Genomic DNA, 16,746 nt, shown 5'->3' on the forward strand with positions numbered 1-16,746 from the left:
TATGCGGCTGGTGGAGGCGGGACGCGAGGCTGAGGTGAGCCCGGACCTCGTGCCCGGCGCACTCGCCCATGACGGCGTCGTCCTGATCCGGCAAGGATCCGTTGCCGAGGTCCGGGCTCTGCTCGACCGCTGGACCGCCCCCGCCGACCATCCGCATCAGGTGGCCGACGGGCTGACCGTCATCGCGCCTCGGTTACGCACCGACGAGGACGACAACGAGGCCGGCTTCACCGATCTGGCCCTGTCGCCGCATACCGATCGCAGTCTGCACGCACAACCACCCAGTGTGCTCGCCACCCTCATGCTGACTCCAGCGAAGGCCGGAGGAAGCGCCACGCTGGTCGACGGAGCGCGGGTGCTGGCGCTCGTCCGCCAGTGTGCCGGGGATACCGAGATCGCCGGCCTGCGGTTGAGGACGGCAACCGGTCGGCCAGGCCCGGCGGTTATCGAGATCGGTGTCGGCCACGCCCGCATCCGCTATCGCGACGATCGGGTCGCCGGTCCGTACAGCACCGATGGGCGTACGGACCTCGTGGTCACGTTCCGTCGCCTGATCGCTGAGACGGCCCAAACTCTGCGCCTGGGTGCGGGCGACGGCTACCTCGTACACAATCACCGCTTCCTGCACGGGCGCACAGCCTTCACCGGCGATCGGAGCCTGGTGCGGTTCCTGGCGAGAGTCAACAGCGATCATCCGTATACCGGGTTGAACCGGGGGTTTTCGATTGCGAGTTCCTAGATTGCGCCAGCCGGCGTCCTCGGCGCCCGACCGCAGCCACCTCGTCGCCGCGCTGTCGAAGGTGCCGCCACCGTCCGATGCGGCCTTCCCGCAGGCAATCCGGGCCGTCGTCGAGGCGTACCCCGACCCCGAGCCGCTGCTGCGCGCCGTTCTCGACGATCACGCCATTCGCAGGCGGTCCCGGTTCGCGGCGCTCTACGCTCTCCTGCTGCGGTTACGGCGCGAGGAGCGCCACGCCGAGTACGCCTCGGTCGTCCGAGACCACGACGACGAGTTTGGGGCGGAGCCCTACTTCCACACCTTTCGCGCGATCGTGGCCCGCGCCAAGGGCGACCTCGCCTCACTTCGCAGCTCGGTCGAATACTCCCGTCAGGCCGTTGCCTCGATGCCTGACGTGGCGGCGGTGATCCATCAGCTGGCGGCGTTCTGGGTCGAATACCTCGAACGCCTGGAGGATCCAGGCCCGGCACGTGACCTCGACGAGGTGGAGCGGCACATCGACCGGGCAATAACACTCACCCAGGGACGTGTCGCCCACTACTACGAGACGAAAGGCCGGGTGCTGGCACTGCGCGGAGAGTTCGAGGCGGCCAGGGCCGCCGTCGCGCAGGCCATCGAACTGGAGCCGCGTGATTCCCGGGACCACCTGCGTCGGCTCAGCCAGTACCAGTCGAGCCGGATCCGAATCGATCTGATGCAGGAGCGCGCCCGGTGGGCCCAGGCCCACGCCCGCTTCCGCACCGAGTTGACCGAGTTCAAGGGCCAGCAACTGCAACTCCTGGGCCTGCTGGCGGCCGTGGTGGCCTTCATCGCCACGGCCAGCAACATCGCCAGCCAGAGCGCAGGCGTCGAGGGCCTCCGTCTCATGCTCGTGGCGTCCGGCGCGATCGCTGTCGTTTTCGGTACGTTCTCTCTCGTCAACAACAGCCGCGTTCGCCGGGTGATCGCAGCGGTCGTCATCGGGTGCGCCATGATCGGGGCCGGTATGTTCGTGCCAGCCTCGTGGATGTCATGAGAGTTGGACAGGCCATGAAGGTAGGAGAAGCGATTACCTCGGCCGGTGGCATGCGAGCGAATGAAGACCGCGTCGGCCACCGCGGCACCCTCGCCTGGGTCATCGATGGCGCCACCGATCTGTACGACGACACCGCGCTGCCCGCCGACAGCGACGTGCAGTGGCTTGTCGACCACCTCGCCGAGCGGTTGACGCAGGCCGGTGCGGGCAACTATCAAGGTGGCGCCGCCGCGCTCCTGACGTCGCTCGCCGACGATGTGGCCCGGAAGCAGACAGCACTGTCGTTCCCCGTAAGCCGGGTGCCACCGGCCTGTTCAATCGCGGTCTGCGTCGACCAGGGCATCGGCTACGACCTCGCCCGAATCGGCGACGCCACCGCCGTGGTCCAGGGCGTTCAACCTGTGGTGCTGTCGACCGGCTACTTCGACCGACGCGAAGCCGCGGCGGTCGCGACAAATGAGGCTGAGGCGGACCGAGTCATCGCCGCCATGCACCAGCGCCGGCTGCACACGATGACCTCCGGTGATGTCGAATCGATCTTCTCCGGGCACCCGAATCGCCAGCTTCGACCACACACCGCTGCCGGCGAGTGGACGCACGTCGACTGCATACTGCTGTGCACCGACGGCTTCGCCCGGCTGGTCACCGACTACGAAATCTACCGCTCGTGGGCTCAGGTGATTCCCGATGCGCGTGATCGAGGGCTGCACTACCTGGAGAAGTTGATCCGAGACGCGGAAAGCGAACCCGGTGGTAGCGGTGGTCGGTTCAAACGGGCCGACGACATCGCCGCTCTCCTACTGACCGCCAACTGATGCCGCACCACGGAAGGACTTCTCGCGTGACGGAGCGACCGCCGTACCTGGTCGAGCGGAACCCGGGGTATTTCGAGTACCAGCTGCCGATCTCGGTCAAGCTCGTCGTCGACCACCATGGTCGGGTGCCGCTGTTACGCAACGAACGCGACGAGTGGGAGTTGCCCGGCGGCAAGCTCGAAGTCGGTGAGACGCCCGAGAATGGTGTTTGCCGGGAAGTTGCCGAAGAGCTCGGCCTGACCATCACCGAGGTCGACATCATCGACTCCTGGGTCTACGAGATCACGCCCGTCCGGCACGTGTTCATCGTGAGCTTCGGCGCTACCTACGTCGGGGATGAGGAGCTCGTCTACTCGGCCGAGCACAAGGAGCTCGGCGTGTTTACGTACGACGAGGTGCCACATCTGCACATGCCCGAGCCCTACAAGCGGACCATCCAGCGCTGGCGTGAGCGCCGGCTGACGACGTAACGGGTTCGGGCTTCGTGTGGTTGTCAGGAGCAGCGGCACGTTCCCAGCAGCGACGGCACCACTCCGCAGGCGAAACAGGTGTCTGGTTGAGGAGAACGGACGGCCCGAGATGCAATCGGTCGGCTGCTGACCGGCTGTTTGGGTCGCGGTCGCTGGAGAGCCGCCTCCACCTGCTTGACGGTTGCCGTCGGCCAGCCGCGCCCCCGTACCTGTTTAGTCAGCTTCTTCATGCCGAGTTGCGGAAACGTTGCACGCATGGCGTGCGCCACCTGGGCGAGGCTCTGTTGGCCTCGTGCGACCGCCGGGCTTCCCGTTGGCTTGATCGCGCTGGGTGAACTAGTGACGGTTGCGGTGCCAGGCTTCTTCGTCGCAGTTTTCCGGGCCTCCGAATGACGAGCAGGAGACTGCTGCCTGTGACGCGGAGAAGGATGGGCGCGCAGAGCTGCGCGAATCTGGTCAACAGAGACCTGGGGCCACCCGTCCTGACGAAGGTGCCGAGCAATCGTCGAGTCCTTGATGTTCGGCATTCGGTGCCGGAGATCGCGGGCGGCATCTGCCAGGTCTCGCCTTTTACGATCGGTCAGGCGACCAGCGTTCGCCGGGGCGACCTTGGAGACGGATCCGCCTGAGGGGCGGGTGTAGCCTACGCGACTTGCGGGTTGGAGGCGATCGAGCCAGGCATCAGGCGTACGGTCGGGCTGGTCGTCATTCTCCCAGTCATGCCGGGAATCAGAACGATCTCGGCCCTCCGCATTGGTGTACCAGTCGCTGATGGTTCGCCTGATTACCACGCCGCCTCCGATGCCGTCGGACCGGGCTCTGGCCGCAGAAAAGGCCGAGCGCAAAGCTCGTCCTTTCCATCCGAGAAACTCGATGCTATTGGCGGTGACGTTGCCCCGGAAGTAGCCGTTCGTCCTGCCGGGGTGACGAATGGTTGACTGCTGTGGGAGTTCGACGGAGGTCGGAGCTAGGCGTTGCGCTATCAGATCCGCTTCGAGCCTGCGCGGATCCCTGGCTACTGGCTCGGGCCCTTTGCGGTGCGTGCGCTGGCCTGCGGCGGCAGCATTCACCCGGTTGGTGCTGCCGAACAGCGCCGACGTTAGTAGTAGCTGGATTCACCGACGTGGGTGGCGCGGCTGACCTGGATCTGTGGATCGTGGACGCTCCTCGAACCGCTCAGCGCTGAGCCGCATGTTGCTGTCACACCGCCAAGGCATGGGTCCAGACTGCTGACCGGCTAACTGGCGGCGACCCGCCGCTGGATCCTGTCGACGATCGACGCCCTGCGATTAATCGGCAGCTCGCGTACCAGATGCCTGAACTCCTGCCGCGTCGCGGGGAGGTCAACTGGCCGCCCTGCGAGCTCTGCGCACAAGTCCTCCAGCGGCCACGCGGCATAGTGTCCGTAGCGGACGGTGTAGATAGCCACCGAGTGCAGTGCGAACGCGTCGAGGTAATCCAGCAGCACGTATCCCAGCAACTGATCGATTTCGGCCCTCGTCAGCCCGGCCGCACGGCTGCCGTCCGGCCTTGCCCTTCCCTGGGTGGACTTGAAGTCGACGAGCACGCCGCCGACGATGAGATCGGCGTCAGCGTTGAGATCGGCGCTGCCCTCGAACGTCGAGCCAGTGGCCACGCGCCCGACCGGCAGCACTGGTATCAGTTGCTTCACTGCCAGGTCGCGCATCGCAATCAGGTCGGCGACCTCGTCGGCGTTCGCCAGTGCCAGCAGGTCGCGCGCCCGACTGTCCGGACCAAGCTGCATCAGGCGAGATCCGTCTACCCGAGCCGCCCGGTACAGCTCGACCATGAGTGCGAGCGCGTAGGACATCCGTGCCCACCACTCATCAGACCGCTCTCTGAACCGGGCCGGATGGATTGGCCCCACGTGATTGCCATCGCTATCGACCGCACCCAGTTCGTGCAGCAGTTCCAGGCCAGCTCGTTCGCACGGCGCTCGCCGCGTGTTCAGCCCGGCCACTGCGAGCCCGATCGATGGGGCCGGGTCGATCAGGAAGCGTAACCACCAATCGATAGCAGCACCCTGCGTCCAGAGCGCAACGCTCGGTGACGGCAGTACCCGGGCCGGGCCGGCGGCCTCTCGATAATCGGCCTGTATGTCGTGGTGGTGCGGAAACGTCGCGCGGAGCCAACGGGCCACCGGGCTCTTGGCGTTCTTTACCTCATTGGTCAACGCGGACACGGCTACCACCTTGATTGCTGCGAAGGCAGGTCGGCATATCAGAGAAGGCGTCTGCCCTCCTGCTAGACCGTGAGCGTCTCGTCCGCCTCCTCGGACAGGTGGGCTTGGTCGTAGAACCACTGCAGGTGCTCCACAAGCGTCGAAGCGGCTGCGTGATCGGCGAGGATGGTCAGTGGGACGCCGGGTCGCAGTGTGAGTTTCGCGGCGGCGATGTTCACGCCGGGCAGCTGATTAAGTCGTTGCCGGAACTGTTCACGCAGCGCCAAGGCGTCAAACGGCAAACGACTGGCCATGTGTTGGAAGACCACCTCAACTTTCCCGCTGGGGTAAAGGGTCACCGGCCAGATGTCGCCGTCACGGTGACCACGTTCGCGGGCCATCAGGAAGCAGGATGTCTCCGCTCCACCGCCGTAGAGGAGCGTGCCGCCCATCTCGGTCCATCGGTCGAGCAGTGTCAGCGTGGCTCCGGCAACGACCGGACCTTGCAGTACCCCGAGCTGCTCGGTGAAGCGTTCGGCGAGGGACTGCCCGTCACCGGGTCGAGGCTGGGGCAGCCGCCGTGGCAACTCGTCGGGGGCCAGCCCGGTCAATTGTGCCAACTCGTCGAGGTCGATGCGCTGGGCCTGATCGGCCCGGCCGTGCTGGTCGAACTCGACCCCTTCGGCTTTCAGCACCGCGACCGGGTCGTCCGTGCGTCCGTCGGGCCACCGGAAACCCCCGGCCTTCGTTCCTTCGGCCTGCAACACCCGATGGGCGTTGGGTACCGGGACGGCGCGTAGCCGGTTGCCGACCGGCTGGGGCGCGGTGCCGATCAACGCAGCGAGGTCTCCATAGGTTGTCCAGGAGCCGGCCGGCAATGCGGAGAGTGCCGCTTCCATGAGGTCCCAGCGCACCTCGGACTGATCGACGGTAGGCCCGGTCGGCCCCGGCCAAAGATTGATGATTCGCTCGGCAAGGGCGTCGGCGCGAGCATGAATCTGCGGTCGCCCCCAGCGCTCACATGCGACGATGTCCCGAGTGAGGCGTACGCCGCTCCTCGCGAGGTCGACCCGCTTGACGGCGAAGGGGCTGTTACCCAGCTCAGCGTTGTAGCCGGTCAGCGTGAGGTTGCCCAACGTGTGCTTCAGAGCGTCGTGCACCTCGACGACGTTCTCGTGCGGTTCGAGGTCCGCAGCGAGCATGCGCTGCCACTCCGGACCGATGCTCTGCGGCAGGACATGCTCGATGGTCAGCTTCGCTGGAGAGACCGGCTCCTTGCTGTCGTACGATTCCTCCAACCAGCGCAGCACCAGCGAACGCTGGGATGCCCTTCCGTTGGTGTAGAACGGCAGCGACCGTACTGCGTGGCGTACGTCGGCGTCCGTCGCGTAGTACTTGCGGCCGGCCGACAGGTAGGCGTGTACCGCCTGGTCGACCGGTAGGTCCTTGTTCATCTCGGTGACGATGGACAGCAAATTGCGGTTGATGTTCGCGGTGGCCCGGCCTATCAGCAACCGCCGGACGAGGAAGCTCTCCACGTACCGCATCGCCGACGCGACTTGCGCGCTGGTCGCAGTGCCCACACTGCGACGATCCAGCAGGTGCAGCAGGAGCGGGTAGACGGTAGTCGTGCCCCAGGCGTGCAATCGCTCCAGCCGGAAACGTACGTCCGAGTCCTGCTCCTTGTCGGGATGCAGGATGATTTCGAGCAGCCGGCCGAGACGACCGAATCGACGCACCTCGGCCTCGATGTCATCTTCGGTGCCGAGCCGGTCGAGCCGCGCCTGCTGCCGCGCGTACGTGTCGCCTTGTGTGATTCGCGGGTCGCGCTGCACCAGGTCCAACCAGAACAGGGTCTCCAACTCCGTTGAGTTGAACCGCTGCTGCAACGGCAGCCAGTGCGCGTCGTACACCGTCTTGCTGCGGTCGGGCAGACGCATGAACAGGTAGTTGCGCAGCAAGTCGGCCTGGGTCAGTTTGAGGCCGGTGTTGTTCAACGACTCGAAGATTCGATAGACGTTGTCGTCGGGGTGCGCGATCACCGAGACCAGCGCTAACCCGAAGAGCACCGCATCTTCCAGGTCTTTGACCTGTGTTGCGTCGGCGGAAGCCGCCAGCCTGTCACGGAAGAACTTGTACGCTGCGCCGACCTCACCCCCACCGGCCTGCGCCGAGGAGTCCACGCAGGCCAGATAAGCGTCGAGGTCGGCCTGGGTAGGGACGAGCTTCAAACGGCGCTCGGGCACCCACTGGTTGATCAGATACTGGCCGGTGAGTCGGTCGCGGTGGCTGTCATCTTCGGTGGCTGCCCGATGGTCCCGGATGGCGCAGAGCAGAATGGACAGGGTTGTCAATCGCTGTTGGCCATCGACCACCAAGAACACCCCGACGCCGGCAGGACCGTTGTTGGGGCTGGGTGCGAGCACCAGTGACCCAATGAAGTGCGTCGTTTTCGGGTTCTCGACCCTGTCCTCAGCGAGTCGGACGATGTCGTCCCACAACCGCTCCAGTTGGTGACCCTGCCACGAGTAGGTGCGCTGGTAGAGGGGCACCTGATACTGCTTTGTGCCTTCGAGCAGTCCTTGCAGGGTGGTCTCTGCCGCTGCGACCATTGGGTGGCTGTCACCTCATTCGTTCCGGAGCCGTTCCGGCACGCGATCATAAGGCGGATCACAAAGAGCCGTACACCCTTTCATTGCTGCTGGTGAGGTGGTAGGGCTGCCTAGTTGGATGTATGCCGTGGTGAGAGTCGGTTTCGGCGCCTGCTCCGGAATGTATTTGTCGTGAATCCGACTCACCCCGCTGGCGGGGCTGTCGCGCAGGTCAACGCCGGTAAGGGGTGCAGTAGCATGCGGCAGTGATCCGCTCATGAGGCCGACCATCGCCGCCGACACCCTGCGTCGGACCCTCACCCAGTACCTGACCACCACCTTCGGCTTGACCGAGGACGGCGTACGCCAGGGCCTGGAGGGCTTTCTCTCCCACCCGGAGCAGGGCATCTTCCGCGGCCCGTACCTGCGGATCCGCACCCCCTTCCGCCCGGCGGAGGGTGACTGGCGGGCGCACCTCAACTGGGCGCCGGCCGACTTCACCCCTTACCTGCATCAGGCGAACGCGTTCGCCCGGCTGTCGACGAAGGGCAAGCCGGCCGAGCCGACGCTGATCACCACCGGCACCGGCTCGGGTAAGACGGAGTCGTTCCTGATCCCGGTGCTCGACCACTGCCGGCGACAGAAGCAGCAGGGCAGAGCCGGCGTCAAGGCGATCCTGCTCTACCCGATGAACGCCCTCGCGACGGACCAGACACAACGCATCAACGAGCTACTTACCGACCCGGCGCTCAGCCAGGTCACCGCCGGTCTCTACATCGGCGACGTCGCGGCCATCGAGTACAAGCATGTCTTCACCAAGCGGTCGGAGATGCGCCGCACGCCGCCGGACATCCTGATCACCAACTACAAAATGTTGGACCTCCTGCTCCAGCGCGCCGACGATCTACCGCTCTGGGAGGGCGCCGAGCCGGCGTACGTCGTACTCGACGAGTTCCACACCTACGACGGCGCGCAGGGCACCGACGTGGCGATGCTGCTGCGCCGGCTCGCCGCCGCGCTCGACCTCGACGAGCCGGACCGGCCGCTCGGACCGATCTGCCCCGTGGCGACCTCCGCCACGCTCGGCGAGGGCGGCGGTCGGGACGGTCGTACCGCGATCCGTGAGGTCGCCGAGCAGGTCTTTGGCGTCGCCTTCGACGCCGGCTCACTGGTGGGGGAGGACCGGTACGAGGCCGGCGAGTTCGTGGCCCGCCAGGACTTCAGCCTGCCGCTGCCCAGCCCGGAGCAGCTCGCGGCCGTCGATGACCGCGACCCCGAGGAGATGATGGCCGAAGTCGCCGAGCTGGTCGTCGGTGAACGCTGCCTCGATGACCCGGCGCGACTCGGTGACCTGCTCCGTCAGCACCCGTTGACGAAGGCGGTGCTCGACTCGCTCCAGGCCAGGCCGTGCACCTTCGACGAGATCATCGACGTGCTGCCTCGCAAGAACGCCACCGGCTGGGGCAGCGTGATGAAGACCCCGGCCGAGATCACGGCGAAGGCTCTCGCCCGATTCGTCGGCCTGCTCTCCGTCGCGCAGAACCCGGAAGCTCCCGGTCGACCGCTGCTCAACATCGAGACCCACCTGTGGGTGCGCGCCGTCTCCCGCCTGCTGCGCGGCACCTCCCACCAGGCCGCCTTCGGCTGGTACGGCGAAGCGCCGCGCGAGCTGGACCCGTACGCCACCGACGCCGACGTGGTCGTGGCCGACAACCGCTACCCACGGTTGCCGGCCATCTACTGCCGGCACTGCGGCCGCTCGGGCTGGATGGCGCTGTCGCCGGAGAAGGACCCGCAGGAGCTGGAAACCGACCCGGACAAGATCTACCGCGCCAGCGTCGGTCGGGACAAGCGCCGGGTCCGCGCGCTGATCGCCGCGACCGACGACGAGGTGCGCCAGCGTTCCCGCGGTTTGCTGGTCCTGGAGTACGGCCGTCGGGTGCGCCCCTTTGACGAGCAGCGTGACCGCAAGCCCACCGACGACGCGATAGTCGTGCTCGGCGACGTGCTCGACATCGACGGCGCCGAGAAGGACCGTTGCCCGTCCTGCGAGCTCGACCACGGCATCCGCTTCCTCGGTGCCGGCCTGGCCACCCTCGCCTCGGTGGCGATCACGCAGCTCTTCACCGGTGGGGAGCTCGACGAGGTTGAGAAGAAGACGCTGCTCTTCAACGACTCGGTGCAGGACGCCGCGCACCGGGCCGGCTTCGTCGCCAACAGGTCCTACTCGTTCTCGCTGCGCTCGCTCCTCGCCGGCCGTTTGAAAGCCGGCGAGTCAATCGGGCTCGACGACCTCTTCATCCGGATGATCGAAGAGGCGGCCAAGCCAGAGATCCTCTCCACCGTCGTGCCACCGGACCTGCACGACCAGCCCGGTGTCGACAGCCTGCTCGCCGGTGAGCACAGCGGCAGCCGGGACACGTGGGAGCTGATCAGCGAACGGCTCGTCTTCGCCACCGTGATGGAGACCGGGCTGCGTTCCCGCCAGGGCCGCACCCTGGAGTTGACCCGCAGCGTCGCCGTCGAGGTGTCCCTCGACGATCCGGCGCGAGCCGCCGCGATCTGTCGGGACGTCCACCTCACGGGCCCCGGCCACCTGGCCGGAATGGCGCCGGACGACGCCCGCTACCTCGCCTTCCTCCGGGGCCTGTTGGAACGGCTGCGTGTCCGCGGCGCCGTGTTCCACGAGTGGCTGGTGCCGTACCTGAAGCGCGGGGGCACCCGGTGGCAGATCTGGGGCGGCCGGCCCGCCGGGATGCCCGCGTTCCCGAAAGGGCTGTCCGCGCCCGCATTCCTGCTCGCGACACCGAAGTCCCGCTCAGAGTTCGACGTGATCACCGCGCGGGGCAACTGGTACCAGGACTGGACGTCGCGCTGCCTCGGCCTCGACCCCGGTGACGCCGCCGGCTTCCTCAGCCGGCTGCTGCCGGCCCTCGCCGCCGCCGACGTGGTCGCGGTCGGCGACACGGAGGACGGCAACACGGTGTACGGGCTGATGCCCGGCCACCTGCGGGTGACCCGGCTCGACGACGCGTCCGCCGTGACGGCCGGAGTCGGCTGCGACACCTGCCACTGGCAGCAGACCGAGCACCCTGACCGGGTGGCCGACTGGATCGGCCAGCCGTGCCGGCAGTACCGCTGCCGGGGTCAACTCCAGGCCGCCCGCGACGACACCGCCGCCGACGACTACTACCGCCGGCTCTACCTGGACAGCCCGGTGTTCCGGGTCGTCACCGGTGAGCACACCGGGATGCTCACGCGCTTTCAGCGGGAGACGGTGGAGAAGGAGTTCCGCGACGGCGTTCGCTACACCGACCCGAACGTGCTCTCCTGCACGCCCACCCTGGAAATGGGCATCGACATCGGCGCCCTCTCCGCGGTGGTGCTCGCGTCACTCCCGCACGGCCCAGCGAACTACGTCCAGCGGGCGGGCCGGGCCGGCCGCAAGAGCGGCAACGCGCTGGTGCTGACCCTGGTCGGGCGAACCGAACGGGACCGCTACTACCTGGCCGACCCGCGCGACATGATCGCCGGCCAGATCGTGCCACCCGGCTGCTTCCTGTCCGCAGTGGAGATCCTGCGACGCCAGTACCTCGCCCACCTGATCGATCTGGCCGCCCGGGGCCGCCTCGCCGGGGTGCTGCCGATGCCACGGCGGGCACACGTGCTGTTCGGGCCGACCGGCTGGCTGACCGGCCTCGCCGAGGCTGGTCGCCGCGACAGCGGACGGCTGGTGGAGGGCTTCCTGAGTTTGTTCGGGGACAAGGTCCTTCGCGCTGCCGCCGATCAACTGCGGGAGTTCGCCGCCGATGGCATCGTCCACCGGGTCAAGGAAGCCGACGATGTCTGGGAATCGCGCCTGGCCGACCTGCGGCGCCGGATGCAGGAACTCGCCGCCGCCCGAGGCACGCTCGTGCCCAGCGACCCGGACCACGCCCGCGAGATCAAGATGTTGAAAGCGGAGGAAGGTGCGGTCCGTCGCCGACTGCGGGAGGTCAGCGCGGCTGCCGCCCACGGCACGATGGTCGAGTTCGGCCTACTGCCGAACTACGCGCTCATCGACAGCCGGACCGACCTCGAAGCCACCCTGACCTGGGAGGACAAGGTCGACGGCGATCGCCGTTTCCACAGCGAACTGCGCGAGTACGCCCGCCCCGCCCGTCAAGCGCTGGTCGAGATCGCCCCCGGCAACAGTTACTACGTACGGGGTTACAAGCACGAGATCTCTGGGCTCGACGTCGGTCCGGCGGACCGCCCGGCGTACGAGCAGTGGCGGATCTGCGCCCAGTGCGGCTACGTCCGCACCCACCTCGCCAAGGAGGACACCAGCGCCTGCCCGCGCTGCGCCGACCAGGGCATCGCCGATCACGGCCGGCTGTTCCAGGTCCTCCAACCGACCCGGGTGCTCAGCCGCGACAAGCGCGACGACGCCCGCATCCGCGACGACAGCGACGACCGGGACCGGCGCTTCTACGCCACCACCATCGCCGTCGACGTCGACCCGGCGAAGGTCGATTCATCCTGGCGGCACGCCCACGACACGTTCGGTGTCGACTACAGCCGGCACGCGATGATCCGCCACTTCAACCTGGGTGCGCAGCGCTACGACCGGGCGGCCGAACTGTTCGCGGGCGAGGAGGTGCGGATCAACCGCTTCCACACCTGCACCGCATGCGGCGGGACCACGGTTGACGGCGTCCCCGCGGTGGCCCAGCAACTCGCTGCGGAGGCTTCCGGGTCGACCGTCGTGAAGGGCGCCGAGCACCACCGGCCCTGGTGCCCGTACCGGCGCTCGCCAGCCGCCCCGGACGCCCACGTCGACCTGATCCTCGCCCACGAGTTGGAGACCGAGGCGCTGCGCATCCTGATCCCGGCCGCCACCGCCGTGGTGCAGGAACGCATCGCGTCGTTCGCTGCCGCGATCCGCCTCGGCATCGCCGCGCAGTACGGCGGGGACCCGGCACACCTCCAGGCTGTGTCGGCCACCATGCCGGACGGGCAGAGCGACGGGACGCGCAACTTCGTGGTCGTCTACGACACTCAGCCGCAAGGCACCGGCTATCTGCACCGCCTTGCCAAGCCTGAGGAGTTTCGCGCGGTCCTGGAGCTCGCGCGACAGCGGATCGCCGACTGCGCCTGTCGACACGAAGGCAGGGCGGTCTGTCACCGCTGCCTCCTGCGGCACGCGCGCAACGAGCACTTCGCACTGATGAGTCGCGACGAGGCGTTGGGGATGCTGGACAAGCTCCTCGACAGCTGGGACGTCGAGGAGGGCACCCGGACGGATGAGATCTCGCTGATCCACCAAGTGGAGAGCGAGCTGGAGATGCGTTTCCTCACCAAGCTGCTGGCGCTTGGTGAGAAACCCAACTCGGGCCTGCGAATCGATCGACGGACCGACCACGACGGTGCCCGCATCGCCGACCTGCGGTTCGTCCGGGACAACGGTCAGAGCGTCACCCACTGGCAGATGAAGTTGCAGAACACCGTTCGCGGCACCCGCCCCGACGTCCACTTCAAACGCCTCGACGCCCCGTCGCCGGAGGTGGCCGTCTATCTCGACGGCTTCAAATACCATGCCTCGTCCCAGTACAACCGGCTCGCGGACGACGCGGAGAAGCGGGCCCGGCTGCGCGCACACGGCTACCTGGTCTTCGCGGCCACCTGGGATGACGTCAAGACCTGGGGGAACACGGACGAGCAGGGGCGGTGGACGCCGTACGGCGGGGTCAGCAAGCAGGCCGCCCGGGAGCGATACCGACAGTTCCTCCCCGGCGCCGACCCGGATGAGCTTGAGGAAACCATCTGGGTCAACCCGATCGAGCAGCTGATGCGCTTCCTCGCCGACCCCGACCTCAACCGATGGCAGCGTCGGGTCGAAGCCACCCTGGCCGGCATGATCAAACAGGCCCGGGACAACACCGCCGCCGACTCTGGTGGCGTGGCGGAGCGGCTCTTGGCGGCATTGCATGGCGAGCCTCTACCCGGTCCGACTGCAGGCAAGATCATGGTTGCCCGGGCCCGGGACAATGCCGACTGCCCGGTGACGCTCGTTGTCGACGGGCGCAGCAGGCCGCTGCCGACCTGGTCCGCGCTGACTGTCCTCGATGACCTGCCAGCCGCCGTGACCGCGGCGGGCCACAAGGAGCGTTGGGCCGCGTGGCTCGCCTGGGGCAACGTCATTCAGTTCCTCGGCAATGGTGGCGGCGATGCCGGTCAGCTCGCCGTGTCCACCCTGGACACCTTCGAGCCGGCTTCGATGGCCGTCACCGAGGGCACCGGGCTCGTGCTGGCCCACCGTGCACTGCCGCTCGACGAGGAGACGGCCACCTGGCTCGGCGTCGTAGCGCAGCCGATGGCCGCCGAGTCCGGGAGCCTCGACACGGAGTCACCATGGCGGGAAGTCCTGCGCTACCTCGACCCGGACGAGAAGACTCTCGACCACCTCGTCCAGCAACTCGCCCGACAGGACCTGCCCGCCCCGATCGTCGGCTACGAGCTGGGCGACCAGGGCTGGCCAGCCGAACTGGCCTGGCCCGACCGGCGGATCGCCATCGTGCTGACCGGCCCGTCCGACGACCCGGAGACGGAGGACCGCGATCGGGCGTACGCGGACGCAGGCTGGCACGCCCGTACCGCGCGCGAATGGTCGTTTGACGAATTGGCGGCAGAGATCAAGGCGACGAGCGGGGGAGAACGTCGATGAGCACCGGAGTAACAACTCTGCGGATGCTGGACCGTGCCGACAAGGAGGTCATGAAGCTCACCCGCGCCGACATCGGAGCGGTCTACGAGTTCATGCACAAGTTCCGGCACAACCCGGAGAACCCCGGGCTCAACCTGAAGGCGCTCAACAGCGAGTCCCGGCTGATGTCCGCCCGCGTCAACAAGGACTACCGAGCGCTGTTGCTGCACATCGCCGCGCGCGACTACCTGCTCGTCGCGGTCAAGCACCGCGGTGAGGTGTACGACGACCTCAGCCGGTACGCGTACCGCATCAACCGGATCACCGGCGGCATCGAGGTCGTCGACATGGCACCCGTCGGTGACAGCATCATCGGTCGAGTCGTGCCGCCGGATGCCGAACCGGAGCCCGCCCAGAAGCCGCTCTTCGACGCCTACACCGACACTCAACTGTTGGAGCTCGGCGTCTCCGAGCCGTTGCTGCCGCAGATCCGGGAGTTGACCACCGAGGCGGAGCTGCTGGAATTGCTCGACCGAGCGCCGCAGCTCACCACCGACGTGCTCTTCGCGCTCTTCGACGGCACCCCCTACGACGACGTGCTCCAACAGGTCACGGACCCGGTACGCGCCGACGAGCCGGTCGACCCCGAGGACTTCGAGGCGGCGGTGGAACGCCCCGCCACGCAGGTGACCTCCGACGACGAGGCTTTGCAGGCGATGCTCGGCGAAGCCTTCGAGCGGTGGCAGATCTTCCTGCACCCCACCCAGCGGAAGCTGGTCGAGCGCCGCTACAACGGTCCAGCGCGAGTTGGCGGTGGCCCGGGCACCGGCAAAACGATCGTCGCCCTGCACCGGGTGGCGCACCTCGCCCGGCAGTTGCCAAACGGCGTGGACAAGCCGATCCTGCTCACCACCTTCAACCGGAACCTGGCTGCGGATCTGCGTACCCGCCTTATGGCGTTGGGCGGGCAGGAGTTGGTGGCCCGGGTCGACATCGTCAACATCGACCGGTTGGCCAGCCGGGTCGTGGCCGAAGCCAAGGCGGGTGGCAGCCGCCGCTTGGTGGACGACAATCGCGTCCTTGAGCTGTGGGACGAATTCCTGTTGGAGACCGGGGAGACCGGCTGGGAGGCGGAGTTCCTGGCCGCCGAGTGGACCCAGGTGATCCTCGGTCAGGTGCTCAACTCCCGAACCGACTACTTCAAGGCCCGCCGCCCCAACCGGGGCCGCAGTCTCACCCGGGCGGAGCGGGACCAGATCTGGCAGCTGACCGAGCGCTTCACCACCTGGCTGGAGAACCGCGGCGTCTGGACCTGGCGCCAGGTGGCACAACGGGCTGCCCGCCTCGAGATGGACCGCACGGCCCAGAACACCGGGGTCGCCGGCGAGTCGTCCGGCGGTTTCTACCGCCCGCGCTACCGCCACGTGGTGGTCGACGAGGCGCAGGACCTCAGCGCTGCCCACTGGAAGATGCTGCGTGCCATGGTCGCGCCAGGGCCGGACGACATGTTCCTCACCGGCGACACCCACCAGCGCATCTACGACAACCACGTCACGTTGGGCAGCCTCGGCGTCAACATCCGCGGCCGGTCGTCCCGACTCACGCTGAGCTACCGCACGACCCGGCAGATCCTCGCCGACGCCCTGCAGATCATGACCGGGGAGGTGTACGACGACCTGGACGGCGGTGAGGAGGACCTGGCGGGCTACCGGTCGCTGCTTCGTGGCGGCCGCCCGGTCTTTCGCGGAGCCGCGACGTGGGCGCAGGAGCGGGACCTGATCGTCGAGCAGTTGCGCAGTTGGGGCAGTCCGACGGACGGCTCGGTTGCCATCTGCGTACCCACCAAGGACCTGGCGGCGGACGTCATCAGCCGGCTGGAGGCCGAGGGCCTGGAAGTGGTGGAGATCGGCCCGGACGGCCCGAAGCGCCCGGACGGCGTGCACATCGGCACGATGCACCGGTTCAAGGGCCTCGAGTACCAGCGCATGATCATCGCTGGGGTCAGCGACGGCCTGGTGCCTCGCCAGATGATCAGCAGGTACCGGGACACTGACCCGAAGCGCTACCAGCGCGAACGCCAGCGTGACCGGTCGTTGCTGTTCGTCGCCGCCACCCGTGCCCGTGACGAGCTTGCGGTGTTCTGGCACGGCACGCCCAGCCCGTTCCTGACCGGACGGCTCGTGCAGCGACAGCTAGCCTGATTGCCGTTCCTGCTCAGCGGGGTCGGCGTGGGATGCGGGGAGGCTGTA

The 16,746-nt window shown here is 67.6% G+C and carries 8 protein-coding genes; 6 read left to right on the forward strand and 2 right to left on the reverse strand.

The features are described 5' to 3' along the window. Position 1: 1 nt before the first annotated feature. Genes FHU34_RS14390 through FHU34_RS14405 form a run of 4 tightly spaced genes read left to right on the forward strand, consistent with a single transcriptional unit; the run spans position 2 to position 3,039 of the window. Positions 2 to 739, forward strand: a complete 738-nt coding sequence (locus FHU34_RS14390; protein WP_145780645.1) for a TauD/TfdA family dioxygenase — start codon at positions 2 to 4, stop codon at positions 737 to 739. Further along, positions 726 to 1,754: a hypothetical protein gene (locus FHU34_RS14395; protein WP_145780647.1), complete on the forward strand. Its 1,029-nt coding sequence runs from the start codon at positions 726 to 728 to the stop codon at positions 1,752 to 1,754. The genes FHU34_RS14390 and FHU34_RS14395 overlap by 14 nt, the downstream gene beginning before the upstream one ends. Then, a complete protein-coding gene (locus tag FHU34_RS14400; RefSeq protein WP_244311945.1) occupies positions 1,751 to 2,569 on the forward strand; it encodes a protein phosphatase 2C domain-containing protein in 819 nt (272 codons plus the stop codon). Before FHU34_RS14395 ends, FHU34_RS14400 begins: the two co-directional genes overlap by 4 nt. A 26-nt stretch (positions 2,570 to 2,595) precedes the next feature. Then, positions 2,596 to 3,039: an NUDIX hydrolase gene (locus FHU34_RS14405; RefSeq protein WP_244311671.1), complete on the forward strand. Its 444-nt coding sequence runs from the start codon at positions 2,596 to 2,598 to the stop codon at positions 3,037 to 3,039. Positions 3,040 to 4,276: 1,237 nt separating this feature from the next. On the opposite strand, the gene FHU34_RS14410 is transcribed toward FHU34_RS14405, so the two are convergent. Together FHU34_RS14410 and FHU34_RS14415 are read right to left on the reverse strand one after the other, a co-directional pair. Then, positions 4,277 to 5,242 (reverse strand): hypothetical protein, encoded by a 966-nt coding sequence (locus FHU34_RS14410; protein WP_145780653.1) that lies wholly within the window; start codon positions 5,240 to 5,242, stop codon positions 4,277 to 4,279. Between the two features lie 62 nt (positions 5,243 to 5,304). Further along, the gene (locus FHU34_RS14415; protein WP_145780655.1) at positions 5,305 to 7,833 is read right to left on the reverse strand and encodes a GmrSD restriction endonuclease domain-containing protein; all 2,529 of its coding nucleotides are present in this window, start codon (positions 7,831 to 7,833) and stop codon (positions 5,305 to 5,307) included. A 256-nt stretch (positions 7,834 to 8,089) separates the two neighbouring features. Between FHU34_RS14415 and FHU34_RS14420 the strand changes: the two genes are divergently transcribed. Both FHU34_RS14420 and FHU34_RS14425 read left to right on the forward strand, forming a co-directional pair. After that, positions 8,090 to 14,518, forward strand: a complete 6,429-nt coding sequence (locus FHU34_RS14420) for a DEAD/DEAH box helicase (protein ID WP_145780656.1) — start codon at positions 8,090 to 8,092, stop codon at positions 14,516 to 14,518. After that, on the forward strand, positions 14,515 to 16,698 hold the full coding sequence (locus FHU34_RS14425) for a UvrD-helicase domain-containing protein (protein ID WP_145780659.1): 2,184 nt from the start codon (positions 14,515 to 14,517) through the stop codon (positions 16,696 to 16,698). The genes FHU34_RS14420 and FHU34_RS14425 overlap by 4 nt, the downstream gene beginning before the upstream one ends. The last annotated feature ends 48 nt before the right edge of the window (positions 16,699 to 16,746 follow it).

The sequence above is a fragment of the Micromonospora taraxaci genome, from assembly GCF_007830095.1.
GTDB classification, from domain to species: Bacteria; Actinomycetota; Actinomycetes; order Mycobacteriales; family Micromonosporaceae; genus Micromonospora; species Micromonospora taraxaci.